The organism is Streptomyces sp. NPDC002566 (genome assembly GCF_042889585.1).
Taxonomy (GTDB): domain Bacteria; phylum Actinomycetota; class Actinomycetes; order Streptomycetales; family Streptomycetaceae; genus Streptomyces.
Genome location: NZ_JBIARD010000002.1, coordinates 1,008,059 through 1,029,279, shown reverse-complemented (window position 1 = coordinate 1,029,279; position 21,221 = coordinate 1,008,059). Strand labels below are relative to the sequence as shown.

Sequence of the window (21,221 nt, the reverse complement as noted above, 5' to 3'; positions counted from 1 at the left end):
CGACCGGACCGACCGTCGCTCAGGAGGCATCAGCGGAAGATGTCCATCACCAGCACCATCGAAGCCCCCGTACGGCCGACGCCCGCCGGCGTGGAGATCCTCACCGGCGAGCGGGGCCCCGGCCTTCTGCCGGGCGAGGGCCCACCGCACCCTCGGCAGCGGCTACACGCCCGCGAGGGCGGCGAGTACCTGTTCGTGGGCCTGCGCGGCACGCCCTCCCCGCCCGCCCCGCCCGTCGGGGCCGAGCCCGTCAGCGCCCGCCTCGCCCCGGGCGACGTCTGCTTCTACGACGTCCACCGCCCGCCGGCGCTGGACTTCCCCGAGCGGTTCCGGGCGACGGTGTTCCTCGTCCCGGGCGATCTGCTGGGGCTGACGCCACTGGACGTACGGCGTCTCACCCGCACGCCGGTGACCCGCGCCTCCCGGCTCGGCGCACTGCTGTCACCGCTGCTGTCCGACCTCGCCCGCACCGCTGCAAAGGCCCGGCCGCCGGTCGGCGAGATGCTCGCCTGGAACGCGGTGAACCTCGTGGCGACCCTCGCCGCCGAGCAACTGGGCGCGGGCGGGCCCGGAGCGCCGGACGGACAGCCGCCGGTGCTGGGCCGCATTCTGGAGTACGTCGAACTCCATCTGACCGACACGGGGTTGTCGCCGGAGAGCATCGCCCGCGCGCACCACATCTCCGTGCGCTACCTGCACAAGCTGTTCCAGGACGAGGGCACCTCGGTCGGCCGCTGGATCCTGCGCCGCCGCCTGGAGGAGTGCCGGCGCGACCTGAGACGGCACGGCCGGGGGAGCCGCACCATCGCGGCCGTGGCCGGCCGCTGGGGTTTCACCAGCGCCACGCACTTCAGCCGCGTCTTCCGCGCCGCCTACGGGATGTCCCCCAGCCAGTGGCGGGACATCCCATAAGCGCCGTGCGTAGGTCAGCCCGCCGCGTGGGCGCCGAGGAGGGCCTCGGCGTAGACGATGCCGAGACCGTAGGTGCCGCCGTGCTCCTTCACGACGCCCGTGGTGGCCTCGTACGTGTCCGTGCGCGCCCAGTCCCGCTGGAGCTCCAGCAGCACCTGCACCCAGGTCACGGGGACCGCGCCGCCCCGCACCATGCGCTGGACCGCGTGCTCGTGGGCCTGCGGGCTGACCCCGCCGGACGCGTCGGTGACGACGTACACCTCGTAGCCCTGGGCGAGCGCGGACAGGGCGGGCAGGACCACGCACACCTCGGTCCACAGACCGGCGATCACCAGCTTCTCGCGGCCGGTCGCCTTGACGGCCTCGACGAAGGCGAGGTCCTCCCAGGCGTTCATCGTGGTCCGGTCGACGATCTTCTGCTCGGGGAAGACGTCCGCGAGCTGCGGCAGGATCGGGCCCGAGAACGAGTCGGCGGCCACGGTGCTCAGCACCACCGGCACGTCGAACGCCTTCGCGGCCTTCGCCAGACCCACCGTGGAGTTGATGATCGCGGTGCGGTCCCCGCTGCCGGTGCCGAAGAACATCTGCGGCTGGTGGTCCACGAACAGCATCGCGCAGTTGTCCGGGGTGAGCAGGTCGGGGCTGGGGGACGCGGTGACCTCGGAGATGTCGACCATGGTGAGAACCTTTCGGCACAGTGGTGATGAAGGGACTCAGCGATCCCACCCCCGCCGCCGCAGCCCGTGTGTTCCCGGAGCGCACCGGGGGGTTCCCCACAGCGCATGGCCTGGTGTGCACTGTGAGCACAACGGCCGTGCACCCACGGGCAATTGGGGGCCGACGGCCGCGTCTAGCGTGACGGCGCGACACACCGCACCACCGCTCAGCACACCGATCACAGCAGGAGATGCCCATGTCCGACGTCGTCGAACCGGTCAAGCCGGTTCTGGAGCCCGAGGCCGCGGCGTTCGCTGAGGCGACCGCCAACCCGCCCTACCTGTTCCAACTGCCCCCGGCGGAAGGGCGCAAGGCCGTCGACGAGGTGCAGTCCGGCGGGATCGACAAGCCCGCCGTGGACGAGGAGTGGATCACCGTCCAGGGCGGCCCCACCGGCAGCGTCCGCGCCCGGATCGTCAGGCCCGCCGGCGCCGGCGGCGTCCTGCCGGTGATCCTCTACATCCACGGCGCCGGCTGGGTGTTCGGCAACGCCCACACCCACGACCGCCTGGTCCGCGAACTCGCCGTCGGCGCCGGCGCGGCGGTGGTCTTCCCCGAGTACGACCTCTCGCCCGAGGCCCGCTACCCGGTCGCCATCGAGCAGAACTTCGCCGTCGCACAGTGGATCGTCGACCAGGGGACGACGAAGAACCTCGACGGGACGCGGCTCGCGGTGGCCGGCGACTCCGTCGGCGGCAACATGACCGCCGCCCTCACCCTGATGGCGAAGCAGCGCGGCGGCATCCCGCTGGTGCAGCAGGTGCTGTTCTACCCGGTCACCGACGCCGCCTTCGACACCGGCTCCTACCACCAGTTCGCGGAGGGCTACTTCCTGCGCCGCGACGGCATGCAGTGGTTCTGGGACCAGTACACCACCGACGCCGCCGAACGCGCCCAGATCACCGCCTCCCCCCTGCGCGCCACCTCCGAGCAGCTCCAGGGCCTGCCCCCGGCCCTCGTCATCACCGGCGAGGCCGACGTCCTGCGCGACGAGGGCGAGGCCTACGCCAACAAGCTCCGCGCCGCGGGCGTCCCCGTCACCGCCGTCCGCTTCCAGGGCATCATCCACGACTTCGTCATGCTCGACGCCCTGCGCTCGACGTTCGCCGCCGAGGCCGCCATCACCCTGGCCGTCGGCACCCTGCGCACCGCCCTGCACACCGCCTGACCTTCCGGGAGAAGCCTCACATGACCACCACCCCTACCGTCCTCCTCGTCCACGGCGCGTTCGCAGACGCCGGCAGCTGGTCCGGCGTCATCGCCGAACTCCAGGGCCACGGCATCCCGGTGATCGCCCCGCCCAACCCCCTGCGCGGACTCGCCTCCGACGCCGCCTACATCGCCTCCGTGGCCGCCCAGATCGACGGTCCCGTCGTCCTCGTCGGCCACTCCTACGGCGGCGCCGTCATCACCGTCGCCGGCGCCACCGAGAACGTCGTCGGCCTCGTCTACGTCGCCGCGTACGTCCCCGAGGAGGGCGAGAGCCTCGGCGCGCTGCAGGGCCGCTTCCCGCTCGCCCCGCTGGTCAGCAACCTCAAGGAGTGGACGTACCCGGGTCCCGGCGGCGAGCCGGCCGTCGAGGTCACCATCGCCGAGGCCGCGTTCCCCTCGGTGTTCGCCGCCGACGTGCCCACGGACGTCACCAAGGTGCTCGCCGCCGCCCAGCGCCCGCTGGCCGCCGCCGTGTTCGACGAGACCGCGGCCACGGCCGCCTGGCAGACCAAGCCGTCCTGGGCGCTCGTCGCCGCCGCGGACGAGGCGATCAACCCCGAGGTCCAGCGCTTCGGCGCCAAGCGGGCCGGCGCGACGGTCGTCGAACTGGAGGGCGCCTCGCACGCCGTGGCCATCTCCCAGCCGAAGCAGGTCGCCGACCTGATCCGCGACGCGGTGCGGGCGACGAGCTGACGGTGATCGCCGGCCGGCCGTGGACCGGCTGACGGCGGCTGACGGCGACACCGGCTGACCGCGCGACTGCCGCGGACGGAGCGAGCGGGCTACCGGTCAGCCGGCGGCCGCCGTCGGCCTGAGGGTGAGCGAGCTGGAGCAGTATGCGGTGTACGCGAGCCCCAGCAGGTTGCGCTTGTTGAGCAGGGTGATGCGCACCGAGTGCAGCGCCGAACCCACCGACCCCCGGTCCAGCATGTCCTGCCAGAACAGCTGGGCGACCTCGCTCGCCAACGTCTGCGCCACCGAGATCTCGGTGCCGACGACACCCGAGGCGTGCAGGTCGGTGAAGGCGTCGGCATAGGAAAGCCAGGTGGCGGGCCCGCTGTCCACCGTGTGACAGCCGTTGAGGAACACCAGCGGCGACACGTCGCGCCAGCTCGCCCAGCTGTTGTCCAGGGCGCGGAGATCACTCGGCACGATCCGGTCCTCTTTGCCGATCTCCAGGACCGTGTGGCCGGGCGCCTCACGGCCCTTCTGCGGCTCACGACCGTGGCAGTAGAAGTACAGGCAGTCCGGAGCGTCGACCAGCGCGTCGAACAGTGCCTCCTTCGCGGTGTGGTCGGTGAGTCGTCCGCCGAACCGCCGGTGGAGGTCCGTCACATGGCGTTCCGTCTCCTCGAAGTCGAGGGCGGTGCTGAGGGCGGCCGTCATGGCGGGATCGCCCTCGCCGCTCCCCGCCACCAAGGCGAGGCGTTGTCCCTCGGAGCGGGACGGCGGCTGCTCGATGATGTGCCGGTAACCCCAGAAGCCGAATGGGCACAGGGTGTTGAGCTGATGGCCGTCCGCGCCCGGACACTCCCGGGTGCCCAAGGGCAGTTTCCGGTTCAGCCCCTGCTTGCAGTGCACCCAGCGGCTGCCCCGCACGACCGGGATGTCGTAGACGAGGGCCCAGGGGAAGGTCAGGTCCATGTGCTCCTGACGGCAGATCTGCACCTGTGCCGCGCCGCCCAGGACGTCGCGCAGGGCATGTCGTTGGGCGCTGCGCGGGGCGATCAGGACGAACAGGTCCCAGCCGATGCCCGCCAGGTTCTCCAAGTCGGTGATGAAAGCCTCTTCGGACTTGTAATTGTCCGGGGTCAGCATGTTCACGCGACTCCCGTCCTTCACCTCGGCGTGGACGGCCATGAGCGCCGTGCGGGCCTGGTCCAGTGCCCCGGCTGTCTGCAGCTCGCCGAGCCGGAAGGTGCTCACCACGCCGCTCGCCCCGTCGATGTCGACCGTGAGCGAGCGGTCGCCCGCCTGCGAGATCCGGATGGCGGCGGTGCGCGGCGGCAGAGCGGCGATGCCCATGAAGCCGGGCGTGAGCGTGTAGTCGATCTTCGCCGAGACGAGTTCGGCGCCTTCGAGCCGCGTCTCGCGGGGCGCGACCATGGCGGTGAGCGTCGCTGACTGCAGCTGGTGCCCGCGATGAGCGACCAGAAGCCGCAACCGGGCGGGGCCCGACTCCGGCGGGGCGACCACGGGAACGCGCAGGTACGGCCCACGGTGCTCGTTCTCACAGACGTGCCCCGGGCCGTCGGGCGGGCACTCGCAGACCCAACTGCCGCCTTCCTTCGGCAGGAAGACGTGATGGTGAGCGGGGGAGACCGAGAAGTCGTCGCTGCACACGGAGACGGTGAGCCAATGCCCGTCGGCCGGGTCCAGCAGATCGTCGGGGAACGGCTGGGCCGACCCGGCCAGGAGGCTCTCGGCGAGTGACTCCCCGATGTTCATGAGCAGTTCGTAACGCCGTCCGACGGCAAGGCACCGGTCCGCGGGGACCCGGGCCTGGGACAGGGGCCAGGTCAGCCAGAGGTTCAGGAAACGGTCGGCCGCCGTGTCCTCGGACGGGAGCGCGGCGTCGCCCACGACGTCGAAGCCGTCGAGGTCTTCCAGGGCAAGGCGCGAGGTGGTGGTGACGGTGGAGAGGGGCGGGTCGGTGGGGGTGGCCGATCGGTGCTCCTGCTCATACTGCCGGTGGAAGGTGTTCCAGAGCTTCGCCGCTCCCAGGTGGTCGACCCAGATGCCGTCCAGCGCGTCCTGGAGGGACTCCGGCGACAGGTTCGGGTCGATCAGCAGGGCTTCCAGCTCCTGGCGTGCCTCGTCCTCCAGGTCCTCGTCGCCCCAGAAGCGGTCCGAGGCTCTGAACGCGCGCAGTTCGGTCTCCAGTGCGCACCGCGGTTCCCAGGGATAGGCGAGGGCGGTCATGTAACTGCACTCCCTGAAGAGATGTGCGCCGACCGGACGGCGGTGACGGGCGGGGATGGAGTGATGATGGCATGGTGAAGGAACAACACAGGTGCAGATGAGCTGTTTTCGCCTCTGCGGGCGATGACCGACACGGCGCACGGGTGCGGTGCCGGGGGAGGCAGGGCGTGGTGGGTCTTGTGGACGAGCTGATCATCCAGCTCGAAGAACCGGGCAGTGGCCCGCGCCGGATCACGGCCGTCGTGGTGGACGGCGACGACCGTCCGCCGCCGGACCCCCCTGCGCGGGTCGGCGCGGCGCTGCGGGACCTGTGGGGCTCCGACGACAACGAACTCCTGCGCACGCGCCTGGGGAAGGCGTTGTTCCCGCCGAGCACCCGGCCCCGCTTCCGGGCCGCGGTGGAGGCGCGGGGCCGTGACAAAAAACTCCGCATCCGGCTGAGATTGCCGACACCGACGGGCGAACAGCCCTTCTCGCTGGCGGAGTTGCCCTGGGAGGCCGTGCGGGTGCCCCGACCTGACGCGGGCCCCGGCGTCTGGGACGGCTGGGTCCGCGACCTGGAGCGGTCGCCCATACCCTTCGCCGAACTGGGAAGAGACGAGCGGTTCACCCTGGTCCGGGAAGTCCAACCCGCCGGGCGGGGCACCACGAGTACGTCGCGCGCGTACGGCCGCGTCGTGATCGCCGACGCAACAGAGGTTCACGGACGTGTGGACACCCCCTCCGGGACGCACACCGTCAAGCGGCCCGGTGACCGAGAGGCGGCGGCAACCGACAGCGGGCTGGTGAGATCGGTGCTCGACGGTTCGCCCCTGAAGGCCGACGCTGTCCCGTCGCCGGCCACGGCTGACACCATCCGCCGATGGCTCGTCGCCGGGGCGGGGGCCTTCTACTTCGGCGGGCACCACGTCGAGGGCGGGCTCGTCGTCGCCGACCGCCCGGGTTCGACCGAGGCCGCGCTGCTCGACGGCGGCACGCTGACCCAGTGGCTGCTGGAGTTCCAGGTGCCCCTCGCGGTGCTGCTCGCCTGCGACAGCGCGGGCCCGGCCGCGCAACCTGACGGCGGGACGAGGCCCCTTCCCCTCGCCGAGCGAATGGCGCGTGACGGTGTGCCTTATGTGGTCGCCGTCCGGGGCACGGTGAGTCACCGACAGGCAGCCGACTTCGCCGGCTCGTTCTTCGCGAGTCTCGCCGCCGAGGAAGACATCGACGTGGCGCTCGCTGCCTCGTCCCACGTCTTCACCGGGTCCACCGCCCGGCCGGTCCTCTACAGCGGTCGCGGCCGGCGGATGTCCATCGCACTCGACAAGACACCCCGCCCCACACCGCCCGGCTCCACCGACGCCCACCGGGTCGCTCAGGGCTCCGAGGAACCGGTGCTTCCCGACGAACGGTTCCGGGTCTCCGTGGAGACACGCTGGACTCTGTTCACCCCGGACGAGGGTCAGCCGTGCGTCTACGACGTCCTGGCCGATCCTTCATGCGGCGATCTCGCGGAGCCGGTGAACGAGTGGGAGAAGATGCTGCACCGGGCGGGACGCGGCGGCGATCGGCCGCTCCGCGAACCGCGCCACTGGTACACCTTCGACCACGACGCCCAGGGCGGACGCCTGCCGAACGGGCATGACGAACTGGCCCGCGCCCTGGTGGAGCCGTACCGGCCGCGCCCCAGGCAGCGGCACCGGGACGAGCCCCCGCACCGCGGGATCGGCCTCGTCGTGCGGAAGGAGGCCGCCAAAGCGACGCTCCCCGGCTTCGTGCGGGACCTGCGGAAACTTCCCATGCTGGACTGGGACTTGCGGATGATCGTCGTCCAGCTCCACGATCCCGGCAAGTGCATCGACACGGTCCGGCGGGCTGCCGACACCGTGGCCCGGGAGCTGGGGCTGCCCGAGTACGTCGTCAAGGCGCACGCGCCGGGCGGTGAGGGAGTGGGCGGGCACGACGGTGGCCGCGCGGGAGCCGCCCTCCTTGACTCCCTGTGTCTCGCGGCTACCGACGACGCGGAACTGGACCGCTGGCTGAGCGCGGCCGCGGCGCGTGAAGGCAGGCTGCACGTGCCCGGCGACTTCCGCGGGCTGAAGGTGCCCTCCACCGTCATCGACGCGGTGGTCCTCGCGCTGCTCCGCGCCGACGCCCCGGGCTGGAAGGCCGCGCTCGCCGCATGGGCGAACGAGGGACCGTCCAAACCCGTGCGGTGGGCCATGGACGTCGCGGCGGCGGCCACGGACGCGGAAGAGGGCCGCGTGACCTTGACCGCAGACGACCTGAGCGACGCGGACCGCGCGATCGCGCTCGACCGGGCCCGGCTCCTCCCCGCCCTGTTCCGGCAACTCGACCCCGAAGGCCTGCGACCCGGCAGCTGGGCGCTGCTGGCCCGGCGGCAGCCGACTGAAGAGGACGCGGAGTGGCTGTGGGGCATGGTGCCCGCCCCGCGTCGTCTCGCCAAACTGGAACCGGACACCGGGGACTACGACTACCAGCTCGAAGAGGACCTCCACGAGTGCCGGACCGCTTTCCGGCCGGAGCTGCCGCACCTTACCTGATACACCGCTTCCCGTGGTCAATCCGGAAGAAAGTGATGTTTGGCCGAAGTTCACTCCATATTCTGATCAGGCATCACCAAAAGACATCATCAGCCGCCTGGTAGTGGACGCGGATCTGCCGGAACGCGAAGGGGACGCGCGTGCTCGACAACTGGTACTTCTGTGCCGCCTTAGGCCTCTCCCCCCAGGACGCCGCCGCCCATCTCGACGTCATCGCCGCCCTGGGCGAGCCGGCCGACGCCGACCACGCCGACGGCGTCGTCTGCGCCGCCCTCGACCAACTCGGCCGGGCGGGGACGGCGACCGTGCTGCACGCCTTGCCCCATGTCCTCGCCGCACACCACCGCTTCGCCGACATCAGCAGGGAGGTCTCGGACCACGCCCGTTTCGCCGACGTCAGCAGGGAGGTCTCGGACCACGCCGGCGACCTCTACCGCGACCTCGCCTCCCTGGTCCCGTCCCAGGCACAGCACCGTACGGCGAACCTGCTTCGCACCGCAGCCTGCGGCACGCCGGCGGAGGCGGCCGAGCTGCTGCGCGCCGTCCTGAAGGCGGCTTCGGGGAAAGCGGACGCCCACAGCACCTCCGCCCGCCCCTACCTCGACCTGCTGCAACAGACGCTGCCCACAGTGGCGTTGATCGTCGCCCGGTTCCTGGCCCGACTCGACCCGCGCGCGATCCGCGAGACCGTCGATGAACACGGGTCCCTGGTGGAACGGGCGTTGGCCGGCGAGCACGGCCGACTGGCCCTGCTCCAGGCGGCGGAGCTGCGAACGGCACTCGCCCCGGACGAGGCCGACCAGGTCTGGGAGAAGCTGGCCAAGGCCTCGCAGGGCGCGCTCGACCTGGAACCCGACCTCCTCATGACGGTCGCCCGGGTCATGTTCGCGCCCGACACCGTCCCGCACGCCAGGGACTCCGAAGTGCCGCTGGAAACCGATGACGCGGAGGACGAGACCGGCGTACCGGCCGAGATCCTCGACGCGTTGGAGACCGAGGCCTTGGCAGGCACCCGGTTACTGCGCAGGCTGGAGACGTGGCGGTCGTCGAAGGCGGCCCCGAGGCGAGCCGACACCCTGCGGGCACGGCAAGCCGCCTACGCCCGGCTGGGCGGCACCGGCGCACAGCAGCACTCGGCCATGCCGTCGGTGCTGTGGCAGGCGTCGCTGTGGACGCTGTCCGCCGAACTCGCCCCGAGGGCGACGGCCCGCCGTCTCGCCCGCTGGTGGCAGGCACCGGACACCCCGCCCACGAAGCCGAAGCAGATCCAGAACCAGCAGCCGTGCCGGATCTCGGTCCCCTCCGACGACCACGCCCTGGTACAGAAACACGTGGGCGGACTGCACCGGCTGCGCGCCCCGCACCAGAAGCTGCCGAGCCTGCTGCTCACCGACGGCCCCGCCGCCGAGACCACGGCACGCGACGCCGCGTCGGTCTGGTCGCCCTGGATCCTCCCGCCGACCTGGACGCCCCCCGCCTCCCAGGGTACCCAAGCGGACCCCGACTCCCTGCCCGACGAAGAGGAACGCAGGCGGAGGGAGGAAGAGGAGAACGCCAAGCTCCGGCTCGGCGGCGTCGAACCCGAGCAGCTCGTGCGACTGCTCGCCGCCGGCATGCTGACGGCCCGGCTCCTGACCGTCACGGCGGGCCCCGGCCCGCTTCCCGACCATCTGCTGCTGCTCGTCGTCCACATCCGGGACATCATGAGCCGCCGCAACGCGCTGCTCGCCCTGGCCCAGTCCGACGCCCGCCGCTACGGCGAACTCACCGGCCACCTCGCCCCGCTGCTCCTGCATGTCAGAAGCCAGGTGGACCGCATCGGCAAGGGACAGCGCCCGATGGTCCCACCGGACGAGATCGTGCGCGTCATCACCGGCCTCTACACGGCGAAGCCGGACGCCCCCGGAGCCGGCGCGCTCGAACGCCTGCTGGTGCGCAACGGGCAGGCCCTGAACGCGGCGCTGCTGTGGGTGCTCGAAACCTCCTCCGGCGGAGTCGGCCCGCACCGGACGGAGGCCGGCGGACGATGGTTCAGCGGTGACAAGCCGCCGCCCGCTCAAGTGCTGCTGGACCTGGCACAGGAAAAGGCGAAGCGGTACACGAAGACAGCCATCGATGCGGCCCTGCTCCACCGGGAGATCTACGCCAGGGACGACGACGACACCGGGCTGCTGCGATGGGCGTGGACAGGGGCAGGCCCGCGGTTCGTGAAGCCTCCGCCGAAGGGCGGGTTCGATCTCCTTCCCCGGCCGCTGGTGCTCAGCGGCCCCGCCGACGAGAACCGCACCTTCTTCTCGGTGGCGGAGTGGGAACGCATGAACAAGGCGCTCCATGACCTGGTGGCGCCCACGGACATCCACGGGGTCACCCCCATCACGCTGAGCACCCAGCGACTGGCGTCGTTGCTCCGGGACCCCGAACTCGGGGACGTCGGACGCCACGAGGAGTGGGTCACGGACTGGGTCGACTTGGTGGGCTCCCTCAACGACGCGGCGCATCTGCCGCGCCCGGTGCGCAGCAGAATGCTGGAGATGTTCCGGTCTCCCGTGCTCGGTCGCGGTTCCCAGCAGCGACTTCTGCGGGTGCTCGAACACGTGGTCAGGGCCATCGTCGACATCAGTGGCCGGGCGCAGTTCTTCTACGAGCGTCTCTTCGCGGAACTCGCCGCCGCCGAGAACCTCCGCGGCGAGAGCGCCAACCGTCTGCGCCTGTTGACCGTCGAGTCGCTCTATCGCAAGTGGGGGCACGGACCGCTGGCAGCCGAACGCGGCGACCCCTTCGAGGTGTACAGGAGCAGGGTCACCGCGCGGGGCACCGAGGCGGCCCTGACCGAGTTCCTGCGCGAAACAGCTGACTCGCAGGTGCAGGCGGCGGGCAGCTCTCTTGCCACCCTGATGAGCGCGCTCTGGCAGCAGAGCAACAGACCCGCGTCCCTGCCACCGCACCGTGAGGATGCGGACGCGCTCACCGCCGACCCGCGAGTGGCGGCCGTCACACTCGACCGCCGTACGGGGCAGGCCGTGATCTACCGGCAGCCCGCTCGACTCGACAAAGCGGTGGTCGACGGAGAACTGGAACAGGTACGGGACCTCTTCGTCACCGGAGCCGACGGTGGGCTCCCCAAGGGCGGTGGCTTCGTGCTCGGGGCCGTGTGCGCCCTGCGCGAGGAGGACACCCAGCGGCGGTTGTGGATCAACTGCGGGCTCGCCGAACCGGTCGAGGCAATCCTGGGTGACTCCCCGCAGGACCGGCGCTGGCGTGTGGGGCAGAACCTGGCCGTGCACCTCAGCCCCGGAGAGGCCGGGGCATCGCAGGTCGCCCCTCTCGCGGCTCCGCAGCAGGAGGACGGGGAGGTGCGCACGGTCGCCCTCGCGCCGATCGGCGAGTTCCCCTGGCTCAGACTGGATGTCGCCGGCGCCGGCGACTATTCCTACCCCGACGGCAAGCGGTACCGAAGCAGCGCCGAGAGAAGCCGTACGGGCCGGGACATCGCTGCCCGGCGACTGTGGGACCCTGACCTGTCCCGGGCCTTTGCCGACGACAGCGGCGGATGCGTTGCGCACACGACGCTGGCCAGGTGGGACGCCCGGCTCCTGCACTGGTTGCCGCTCGACGCAGGTTTGCCCGACCTGGCCGTGGAGGCGGCGACGACCGGTGCGACGGGCCGGCCCGGACGTGCGCGGGTACGCCTGGTGTTCTGCGGCCACGCCACCGACCGCTCCGGATTCGGGCCTGCCCATCGCTTCGTCACCCTGCCGGGACGATGCTTCGTGCTCGGCCCCACCGCATGGGAGCCGGCCGACTGGGAGGCTCTCAGGGTGGCGTGTCTGCGGGATCCTGTCGGACTGATCGTGCACGCCGAGTTCCCGCCGGGCGAGAGCCGCCTGCGGTTGACGGCGTCCCCCGACGGCGGCCCGTACTTCGACGACCGCAACATCCGCTGGCTCTCGGCGTTCGAAACCGGCGCCGAGGTCGAGCAGACGCCCGAAGCAGACACTCGGCTGGCGCACCGGGTGGACCGCGACAGTTGGCAGATCGAGGTCCAGGCGATCGACGGGTTCCCCCGGTGGGTGACCGCCGTTCTACGTGGAAGGGCCGGTAGATCCGAGAGGACACCGGCGCTGTGCAGTGTGGAGGCCTGGCGGGAACCCGAGGCCCGCCAGGCACGGGTCGCGGTCAACCTCTTCACGGAAAAGGGCATCGCCGGCCCACCGGACCTCCAGCGGTACCGGGAGCTGCTGGCGCTTCGTCCCGGTAGCGTGGTGACACTCGTGGAAACGGGCAGAATGGATTCCCGGACCGAGAACTACGTCCGCTTGGACTCGGGGCTGGGCGGTCACGCCGCCACCGACTCGCTCACCCTGACCGGGGCCTTCCCGTTGTGCTCAAGCACGACCACACGTCCGGCCGTTGTCGTCGAAGACCCCACGCCGACACCTCTGAGGGGCCGTTCCAGGCGAGAGCCGGTCCCCTTCCCCGCCCATGAACTCGACGCGCAGTGCCCGGGTTGGGCACTTCCGACGGGCCGGGCTCCAGAACGATTGCGCGGCCTGCTCGCCACCCGCATCCAGGACAGGACCACGTACAAGATCTCCCATCTGCAAGTCTGGCTGAACCTGGGCGCCCGGGTCGTCGAGGCACGTGTCCCTGTCCACTGCTTCGACCACGAAAAGCCTTCTGTCGGCGACCACCTGGTGATACAGCGCACCGCCCAGGGCTGGATCTTTCTCGTTCACCCCAGGCAGCTGAAGCTCCGCGCACTCTGGGAGCTGTCGAAAGAACCCGCACCCGAAGACTGGTCCCCCGTGGGCCGGTCCCAGGACGGAGACCGCGAGATCTATCAAGCCCCGGAACGGGCCGCACTCGCCTATGGGCCGTCCGCGGCCTCCCGTACCGCCGCCGTCACCCGAGCCAAGGCCGGTCGGCGCGGGCAGGCGCAGCGGCAGGACGGTGTCCCCGCGGTGGTGCAGCAAGACGGCCACCACCTGGTGGGGCAAGCCGCCGGCGTCGACCTGACGGATGACTTCCAGCCGGTGCGTGTGGAGCGGACCTGGCTGGAGGCGTACGGGCATGGTGACGCCGCGTCGCAGGTGCCGGCCGGCCACCTGGACGTCCGCAGGATGTTCCTTCTCTCGCCCGCCGCCCGGTCACGGTCGGCCGCGCCGAAGCCCGCGCCCCGGCGCGTCCTCGACCCGGCCTCCGAGTGGAACCTGTTCATGGCGGGACCCGCGCCCACGGTCACCGGCCCCCTCGCCTGGAACCGGGTGGAACCGAGCGCCCCCGCCCCCCGCCTGGCCCCCGACGACGACGGCCGCCACCAGCCCTGGCTGGCGCTGTGCGACGAGCCGCGCACGCTGGTCGCCGGGCGGGCCCTCGAGGACTACCTCACCGATCCTGTCCGCGCCGTGCCCGTGGCACACGGCCGCGGAGCCCGGGCGTCCTTCCTGCGCGTACCGCCGGTGTCCCTCGCGGAGTTCATGAAGGAGGTCATGCCGCGAGCGCGGGTCGACGGACGACGTCACGAGATCAAGGACCAGCACGGCAGGAAACGCCGCCCCTACTACGTGGGAACGACCGCCGTCGGCCAGGACACCGTGCACCGCTTCGAGTTCGGGTACGGCTGGTTCCTCGACATCCCCGGGGACAAGCTCACCGTCGGCGGGGAACCCGTCGACCCCACCGGCATCACCCTCTTCCACGGCGACCGCGTTGACGCCATGTCCTTCCACCCCGGCGACGATCCCGCCGCGGCCGGAGCCGTCACCGTGGACATCGCTCCCGGGGACATCGACAAGGGCGACGAGCACCACCTCTATCTGGAAGGCACCCGCGAGCGCGGGCCCGTCGTCCATCTGCTGGACGTGGAGATCGACCACGCCAGGAGCCGGGTCCTGGTCCTGAGCGCCCACACGGCGAACCCGAAGCGCGCCCGGCGTGGTGAGGACGCCGAGGTGAAAGCCGTGAAGATCAGCGCCTTCCTCGACGACGACAGCATGCGCAAACTGATCACCCTGTTCGGCCCCGACGCCGGCCGCAAGCAGTGCGTCCTGGCCAGGGTCCGCCCCGGGCGGGCCGGGGACTCCGGGCCGCGGCTCGGCTTCGTCCTCGTCCCCCCGCGGGCCGCGCCCGAGGGCGGCGACGAGCCCGGACTGCGCGCCGGCGACAGCCTCTACCTGGTCGCCGGCCGGATCGTGCCGACGGACAACGACCGTCTGCTGCCCTTCACCCTTCCCGAACTCGCCGCCGTCGACGGCGACCCGCTGCAGGTGACCGTGAGCCGGCGGTACTTCTCGTACCGGGAGAGCGCCCTGCGGCTCGCCATGGAGAAACAGTACGAGCACGCGAAGATGCTGGTCCGCCTCACCGACCGCGGGCCCGGCGGCGACAACCACTGGTACGGCGCGACCAAACAGGCGCCCGAACGCCGCCTCGACATTCTGCGCAGCCATCTCGTGAGCCGCGGCGGCGACTGCTTCGCCGTGGTCACCGACACCGGCAAACAGGTGGAGGTCCGTCCCGGCGTGCTCTTCCCGGTGGCCGGCATGCACACCCCGTACCGACTCGCCCCCCGTTCCGTGGTGCGCCTGCGGCTCCACGGGACCGACGGGGTGACCGCGCGTCAGGCGATGGCATCGGAAGTCAGCTATCTCGACGAACGCCCGCGTCCCGCCGTGGTGTTCCCCAAGGACGACTTCCGGACCGAGCAGGACTACCTGAAGGCGGGGACGCGTCACGGCGGCTTCACCGTCGCCGGGCTGCCCGGCATCAGCGCCACCGCGCCGGGCAATCTGGCGAAGGTCCTGCTGTGCGGCGACCATCCCAAGATCGCGGGAGTGGTCCGCGAGAGGTCGGACGGCGGCCGTCTCGAGGTACGGCTGGTGCCACTCGGACAGGGGCAGGGCGGTGTCGTCTCCTGCGTGAAGGGGCAGGCCGTGCAGGGCGCGCGGGTGCTCTGGAAGGGTGCCGCCGGCACCGAACCGGCCGCCTCCGACACGGTCGTGCCGTGGGCCCGGCTGTCGTTCATGGACGTCACCGCGGAGGAGGTCGCCGCCGCCTGCCACGACCGGGGCTGGCTCTACCACGACACCCGGACCAGGACCTGGCTGCCGGCCCGGAAGAAGTACGACCGCCCCTGGCTCAGGCAGCCCGCCCGCTCCGTGGAGGAACCGGTCTTCTTCTCCCGCACCGCCGCCGGCTGGACGCTGCGGCACCGGAAGAACAGCCTGCGCCAGTTCGGCTTCCCCGCGGCGGAACTCCTGGAAGGCACCCACCAGGACAGCGCCTCGCGGACCCGGGGGAGCTGGGCCGTCGCCGCCGGCGGCCGGGACAGCCTCTGGCTGGAGCTGGCCCCGGGGCGCATCGCCGAAGTGTCCGCCGAACTCCTCCAGTTCGCCGACGGACGCTCCCTCGCCGACCTCGACTGCTCCCTGTTCAGCCCGGGCGACCTGGTACAGGGACGGGTGGAGGGCGGGGTGAACGAGTGCGGTCACCTGGTCCTCACCCGGTGGCGGCCGGGCCCGCGCGGCGCCTTCGCAGGGTCGGCCGCCCGCCGGATGCTCCTCCCTGTCGACAAGATCGACGAGGTCAAGGGAGCCCTGCACCTGGGCGAAGGCCCCATGACCGTCCGCCATCCCGCGGCACGGGACGTCCTGGACGCCCACCCGGCCGGGAGCGCCGTGTGGCTCGACGACGCCAACACGCTGACCCCGCTGGACGAGTCGCCCGTGCGTGAGGGCGACGTCGTGTTCGTCGCCGCGTCGGACGCGCCCGGTGAGCTGCGCGTCCTCGGACTGCCCGCGGCGCGGGTGAGGTTGGCGCCGGAATCGGCGCAGGGCGCCTGGCCGCCCCGCACACGGTGGCTGCGCGACGCGCTGGCGGCGGTCGCCGCCGGGACGGGCCGGCTGCTCGCGAAACTCGGCAGTGTGCCCATGACCGTCGAACGCGTCGAAGCCGGGGCCGAGCCCGTGCTCACCGTGTCCCGGCGGGCCCAGCCGCGCGGCACCTGGCCCAAGGGCTCCGTGCTGGCCGAGCCGGTCGCCGACCTGGGCAAGGGCGACCTGGCGGTGCGGTCGGGCTCCGCCCTGATCCATGTCCGCGTCCGCACGCTCCTGCGGGGCCTGCCCAGCGGGACGGCCGCCGCGTCGGCCGCCGCCGCGGCGCTCGTCGCCAGGGGCGGACTGCTCCGCCTGCACTGGGACCCGAAGACGATCACGCTCACCTGCGGCCCCGAGGCGGGACCGCAGGACCGGGACCGGCGAGAGACCAGCGTGGTCCCGCTGGCCGCGGTGGACACCCCGCAGGACGGCTGCCTTGGTCTCGTCTGCCGGGACGAACAGACCCAGCAGCTGTGCTGGCTGCCGGCCGGCGAGGCCGCCTGGACCCGTCACATCCGCGGTGAGGTCCTCCTCGCCCACCTGCGCACCGTGAAGCACCTGCCCGCCCTGCGCGGCGCAACGGGAACGGTGACCCTGTGCGGGCATCCGCCGGTCGCCCGCGAGTACGACAGGCTGGAGCCCGGACAACTGCGCCACGTCCGCGTCGTCCTGTCCGAGACCGCCGCGCCGGTCACGGACGCCGGCGACGACGAGAGCGCTGCCGCGGCCGACGCGTCGCAGGCCACCGGCCGCTGCCTGGTCTCGGTCGAGCCGCTCGGCATGCTCGCCGAGTACACGCCCGCCGACGGCAACGCACTTCCGGCGCCCGGCGAGACGTTCATGGCCGAGGTGTCACGCCTGGAACGCCGCCCCGGCCGCACCGCCCTCCGCCTCGTCGAACAGGGCAGCAGGCTGACGGTGGTCGATCTGCCCGTGTGGATGTCCAACTCGCTGGGCGAGTTGTACGTCCCCCATCAGCTCGCGAAGGCGGAAGCGCGGCCGAACCTGATCCCGCCGAGGTTCGCCGAGTACGGGGCGGCGATGGACGAGGGCCGGCGGGGCACGGCGCCCACCGACCCAGCGCCCTCCCCGGCGCACCTCCTGCTGCACGCCATGGGTGCGACGGAGACCCTCCCCGACGGCCCCGACGGCCCCGACGGCCCCGACGGCCCCGACGGCCCCGACGGCCCCGACGGCCCCGACGGCCCCGACGGCCCCGCGGACGAGGCGGCGCGTACCGCCGAGGTGCACGAGCAGGCCGTCCGCGCCGTCCTCGACTGGCTGCGCTCTCCGGAGGGCATGGACTTCGTCCTGCAACGCGACGCCCCCGTCGACCTCGCCCCCGCCCTCGCCGCGTGCTCTCTGGGCACCCGGATTCCGCAGCAGGCCTTCGGCCTGAGCCGGGGATGGCAGGCCTACCTCCTCAGCCGGCTCGGCGACCGCGCCGTCAGCTCGCTGCACGTGGAGGCGCTCGTCACCGAGTGGCTGACCCGCCCGGAGCGACACCGCGCGACGGGCGGGGACTGGCGCAGGCTCCGCTCGGTGGAGATCCGGCCGAAGCTGAAGCAGAACCAGCTGGGCAGTCTCGTCGACTACGGTCTGGTGGTCTGGGACGGCGGGCCCGCCGGGCAGCAGGGGGAGCGGGAGGCCGCGCCGGTCGCCCGCGCCCTGCTGGCCGCCGTGGGACGACTGCCCTCGGCGGACCGGATCGTCCTCGACACCCGCCGGCGGCCGGTCGACTCCCCGCTCCTGCGCGCCCTGGCCGACCTCGGCGCCGGACTGCGGCCCGAGCGGGGCCGCGCCGTCCCCCGCTGGAACCTCCGGGAGGAGCAGTACGACACCCTGCGCGCCGTCACCGCCAAGGTCCTCCGCGACGACATCCCCCTGACCCTGCTCCCCGCGTACGCCCCCCTCACCTCCGCCGCGCGGACGTTCGGTGACGAGTTGCTCAGGGACGCCGACCGGCGTCCGGAGGGCCGCGTCACCGGGTGAGGGGCGCCTTGGCGTACACCTCGATCTCGCTCAGGGTGATGTATCCGCCCGGGCGGGCGGTCATGACCACGCGGACGGCGGTCGCGGGAGCGGCCGACACCGGTACGGAGACGACCGGTGCGCCCTCGACGCCGACCGGGACGGCGTCGCTCGCGTCGCTCCAGACGCCGTCGGCCGACCGCGCCTGCACCTTGAGGCTCTCGGGAAAGGAGGCGTTGGCGCCGTCCCGGTGGAAGCGGGCGACGATCCGGGTGAGATCGCGGGCCTTCGGCAGGGTGAAGGTGATCGTGTCGGAGGGGTTCTTGGCGGTCCCCGGCTTCCAGTTGGACCAGGCCTTCTCGGTGAGGTCGCCGTTGCGCAGCCGCTCCGCCGAGTACCCGCTCTCGGTGAACGTGGCGTCGACCGAGACGCCGTCGTCCGGAGCCACGTTGGTCTCCACCGCCTCCGTGATCCGCACCTGGACGCTCGCGTCGACCGTGCTCCCGTCGACGACCCGTGCGACGCCGTGCAGGGTCACGACGCCGACCGTGTCGAACGCGCCCTCGGGCGCCGGGTCCCAGGTCACCGGCAGGACGGCCCGGCCGCCCTGCGAGCCGACGCCGACGACGGTAGTGGGCAGCTCCGGCCGTCCGCCCGCGTAGGTCGTGGCGCCCCCCGGGAGCGTCGAGACGATCCGGTCCACGGTGACGACCGCCGTCGCGGCGATCTCACGCCCGAGCGCGTCGGTCGCCCGGCCCTTGACGCGTACGCTGCCGGGCTTGCGCCAGGCCCGGTCCGCCGGGAGGCGCCACACCACGGGGAGGGAGCCCCGGGCGCCGTCCGGGAACACCGGCGTGACCGTGGACGGCAGCGCGGGCCGAAGCCCGGGCACGGTGAACACCTCGGCGGTCTCGGTGCTCCGCACCGTCTCGTCGGTCACCGTCCAGCGCTGGTTCGGCGCCGAAGTCGGTGTGTACACCGACACCTTGGCGCCGTCGGCCGTGGACTGGCCGCTGACGTCGAGCAGTCCGCCGGTCGCGGCGTTCACGAACGTCCAACTGCCGTCGCCGGTGGTCGACATGATCCACTGCGCCGCGTCGTCGGCCGCTGCGGCCGCCGGGTCCACCAGGACGGCCCGGCCGTCCCGCACGGCGAGCCTGCGGCCCGTGCTCGCGCCGGTGAGGGAGTACCGCGCCCGGTGGTCGGCTCCGGCCGACGGGATGACGTTCCAGAGCTGCTCGGCGCGGGCCGGGTCGGTCGTGCGGACGGCGACGCCGCTGCCGTCGGCGGCCGGTGCGAGCGACTTGCCGCTCTGCACTCCGGTGAGCCGGTAGACGTGTCCGGGCTGGACGAGCGCGGCGTCCTTCGCCACGCCGCTGACGCCGTCGACGAGGAAGGTGGTGACCGACTTGGCGGGGACGGTGAGCGTGGCCGAGCCGCCGGCGACCGCGACCGGGGCGCCCCGCACGAGGGCGCCTTCGGCGCTCGTCACCACGGGCGTGACGGTGGCCTGCGCGGAGATCTTCCGGAAGCGGGAGAGGTCGAGGGTGACCGAGCGTGCCGTCGTGCCGCTGTTGACGTGCACCACGCTCGCCGCGTCGCCCGAGGCGCGCACCGCGGCGACGGTGTCGGTGTCGTCGACCTTCACGAAGCGGTCGCCGGGGCGGATGTAGTGGGTGAAGTTGCGGATCGTGTGGAACTTGGAGTTGGTGCGGATCGGACAGGTCTGCGGGGTGTCCCGGGCCGTGCAGTTGAAGGGGACGTGGATGCTGCCCCAGTTCTTGCCGGCCGCGGCCTGCGGCAGGGCGTCCTCGATCGGCTGCCAGAACACCCAGGCGGAAGGCTCCAGTTCGCGCATGTCGTCGACCATGCGGGTGGCGATCCCGAGGCCGGGTTCCATGCCGGTGAAGTCGGTTCCGGTACCCCAGGTGCCCTCGACCTCGCTCATCCACAGTTTCTTCCCGGCGCCCTTGGCGATGTCGCGGGCGCTGGTGCGCATGCCGGTGCCGTAGGTGTGCACGTTGAGCTGGTCGACGGCGGCGCGTGCGGGGGCGGCGTAGGCGTTCCAGTTCTGGGTGAAGATGCCGGGGTTGGTCTCGTCCATCGCCGAGACCTTCGCGCCGGTGGTGGTGTGCTTCAGCGCCTCGTCGAGGGCGAGGATCACCTTCTGCTGGAGCGCCGGACCGGCGTGCGCGCCCTCCTGGCGTCCGCCCGTCGGCTGACCGTCGATGCCCAACTGGGTGCCCCAGTAGGTGGTGTTGGGCTCGTTGAGCGGGTCGATGGTGTCGAAGGAGATGCCGTGCTCACGCTCCAGGCGTTCGGTGACGCGCACCAGGTAGGTGGCGAACTCGTCGACGCGGTCCGGGCGGATCTGGTCCGCGCCGGAGTCGAAGCCCCCGGAGACGTAGCCGCTCACGGTCTGGAACCAGGGCGGCGAGTTGCTGAACGCCTCCCAGCGGGTCACCTTGTCCTTGACCTGGTTCACCCACCAGCGCTGGCCGGCGTCGGCGTTCCAGTTCCAGTGGCCGGGGTCGTCGGGGTTCCACCAGTCCATGTCCTGCCGGGTGGTTCCCGCGGGGGCCTTCCAGAAGCCCTCCATGGTCGCGCCGGCCTTCATGTAGTCCGTCCGGACGTCGGGCGCGTTGCCGCCGCCGATGTTGTACCGCGCGATGTTCAGCCGCAGCCCGTCCTCGCCGAACAGCAGGTCGACGAGTCTCTTGCGCAGGGCGTCCGGGTAGCCGCCGGTGGCGTTGGCGAACCACACGAGGCTCGTCCCCCACCCTTCGAACTTCTGCTGGCGGTACGACGGGTCGACGCGCACGGTGACCGCGTTCGGTGGTGACGGGGCCGACGCCGCGGATGTCGCCGTCGGCGCGGCGACCAGTCCCGCGCCGAGCACGAGAGGAACCGCGGCCGCCAAGCCCCTGACGATGAGCTGCCGTCGAGTCACGACACTCCCTTTCACCACACGAGGGCGAACAGAACCGATCAGAAGGAACCGCGCTCAGGGCATGCTTGACGACAGAAATGAACACGTCAAGACGGCGGGCGGGAACCGCTCCCACGG

8 protein-coding genes are annotated in these 21,221 nt (G+C 72.1%); 5 read left to right on the top strand and 3 right to left on the bottom strand.

The features are described 5' to 3' along the window. The first annotated feature begins 39 nt into the window (after positions 1-39). Positions 40-912: a helix-turn-helix domain-containing protein gene (locus ACFYXA_RS11580; protein ID WP_389031097.1), complete on the top strand. Its 873-nt coding sequence runs from the start codon at positions 40-42 to the stop codon at positions 910-912. Positions 913-926: 14 nt separating this feature from the next. Here the strand turns inward: ACFYXA_RS11580 and ACFYXA_RS11575 are convergent, their stop codons facing one another. Next, complete coding sequence (locus ACFYXA_RS11575; RefSeq protein WP_389031094.1) at positions 927-1,589, bottom strand: hydrolase; 663 nt, start codon at positions 1,587-1,589, stop codon at positions 927-929. Positions 1,590-1,825: 236 nt separating this feature from the next. On the opposite strand from ACFYXA_RS11575, the gene ACFYXA_RS11570 reads away from it, so the two are divergent. Further along, positions 1,826-2,797 (top strand): alpha/beta hydrolase, encoded by a 972-nt coding sequence (locus tag ACFYXA_RS11570; protein WP_351335533.1) that lies wholly within the window; start codon positions 1,826-1,828, stop codon positions 2,795-2,797. 20 nt (positions 2,798-2,817) lie between these two features. Further along, on the top strand, positions 2,818-3,534 hold the full coding sequence (locus ACFYXA_RS11565; protein WP_389031090.1) for an alpha/beta fold hydrolase: 717 nt from the start codon (positions 2,818-2,820) through the stop codon (positions 3,532-3,534). A gap of 96 nt (positions 3,535-3,630) precedes the next feature. Here the strand turns inward: ACFYXA_RS11565 and ACFYXA_RS11560 are convergent, their stop codons facing one another. Beyond that, a complete protein-coding gene (locus ACFYXA_RS11560; protein WP_389031087.1) occupies positions 3,631-5,763 on the bottom strand; it encodes a CHAT domain-containing protein in 2,133 nt (710 codons plus the stop codon). A gap of 167 nt (positions 5,764-5,930) precedes the next feature. Between ACFYXA_RS11560 and ACFYXA_RS11555 the strand changes: the two genes are divergently transcribed. Together ACFYXA_RS11555 and ACFYXA_RS11550 are read left to right on the top strand one after the other, a co-directional pair. Next, positions 5,931-8,309: a CHAT domain-containing protein gene (locus ACFYXA_RS11555; protein ID WP_389031084.1), complete on the top strand. Its 2,379-nt coding sequence runs from the start codon at positions 5,931-5,933 to the stop codon at positions 8,307-8,309. Positions 8,310-8,449: 140 nt separating this feature from the next. Further along, positions 8,450-18,175, top strand: a complete 9,726-nt coding sequence (locus tag ACFYXA_RS11550; protein ID WP_389031081.1) for a hypothetical protein — start codon at positions 8,450-8,452, stop codon at positions 18,173-18,175. Here ACFYXA_RS11550 and ACFYXA_RS11545 read toward each other — a convergent pair. Further along, positions 18,165-21,104 (bottom strand): RICIN domain-containing protein, encoded by a 2,940-nt coding sequence (locus ACFYXA_RS11545; protein WP_389031078.1) that lies wholly within the window; start codon positions 21,102-21,104, stop codon positions 18,165-18,167. The two genes, ACFYXA_RS11550 and ACFYXA_RS11545, sit on opposite strands and share 11 nt — an antisense overlap. Positions 21,105-21,221: the final 117 nt, after the last annotated feature.

Coding starts and splice junctions, on each gene's coding strand:
- ACFYXA_RS11580 (WP_389031097.1), top strand. CDS start 40: ATGTCCATCACCAGCACCATCGAAGCCCCCGTACGGCCGACGCCCGCC.
- ACFYXA_RS11575 (WP_389031094.1), bottom strand. CDS start 1,589: ATGGTCGACATCTCCGAGGTCACCGCGTCCCCCAGCCCCGACCTGCTC.
- ACFYXA_RS11570 (WP_351335533.1), top strand. CDS start 1,826: ATGTCCGACGTCGTCGAACCGGTCAAGCCGGTTCTGGAGCCCGAGGCC.
- ACFYXA_RS11565 (WP_389031090.1), top strand. CDS start 2,818: ATGACCACCACCCCTACCGTCCTCCTCGTCCACGGCGCGTTCGCAGAC.
- ACFYXA_RS11560 (WP_389031087.1), bottom strand. CDS start 5,763: ATGACCGCCCTCGCCTATCCCTGGGAACCGCGGTGCGCACTGGAGACC.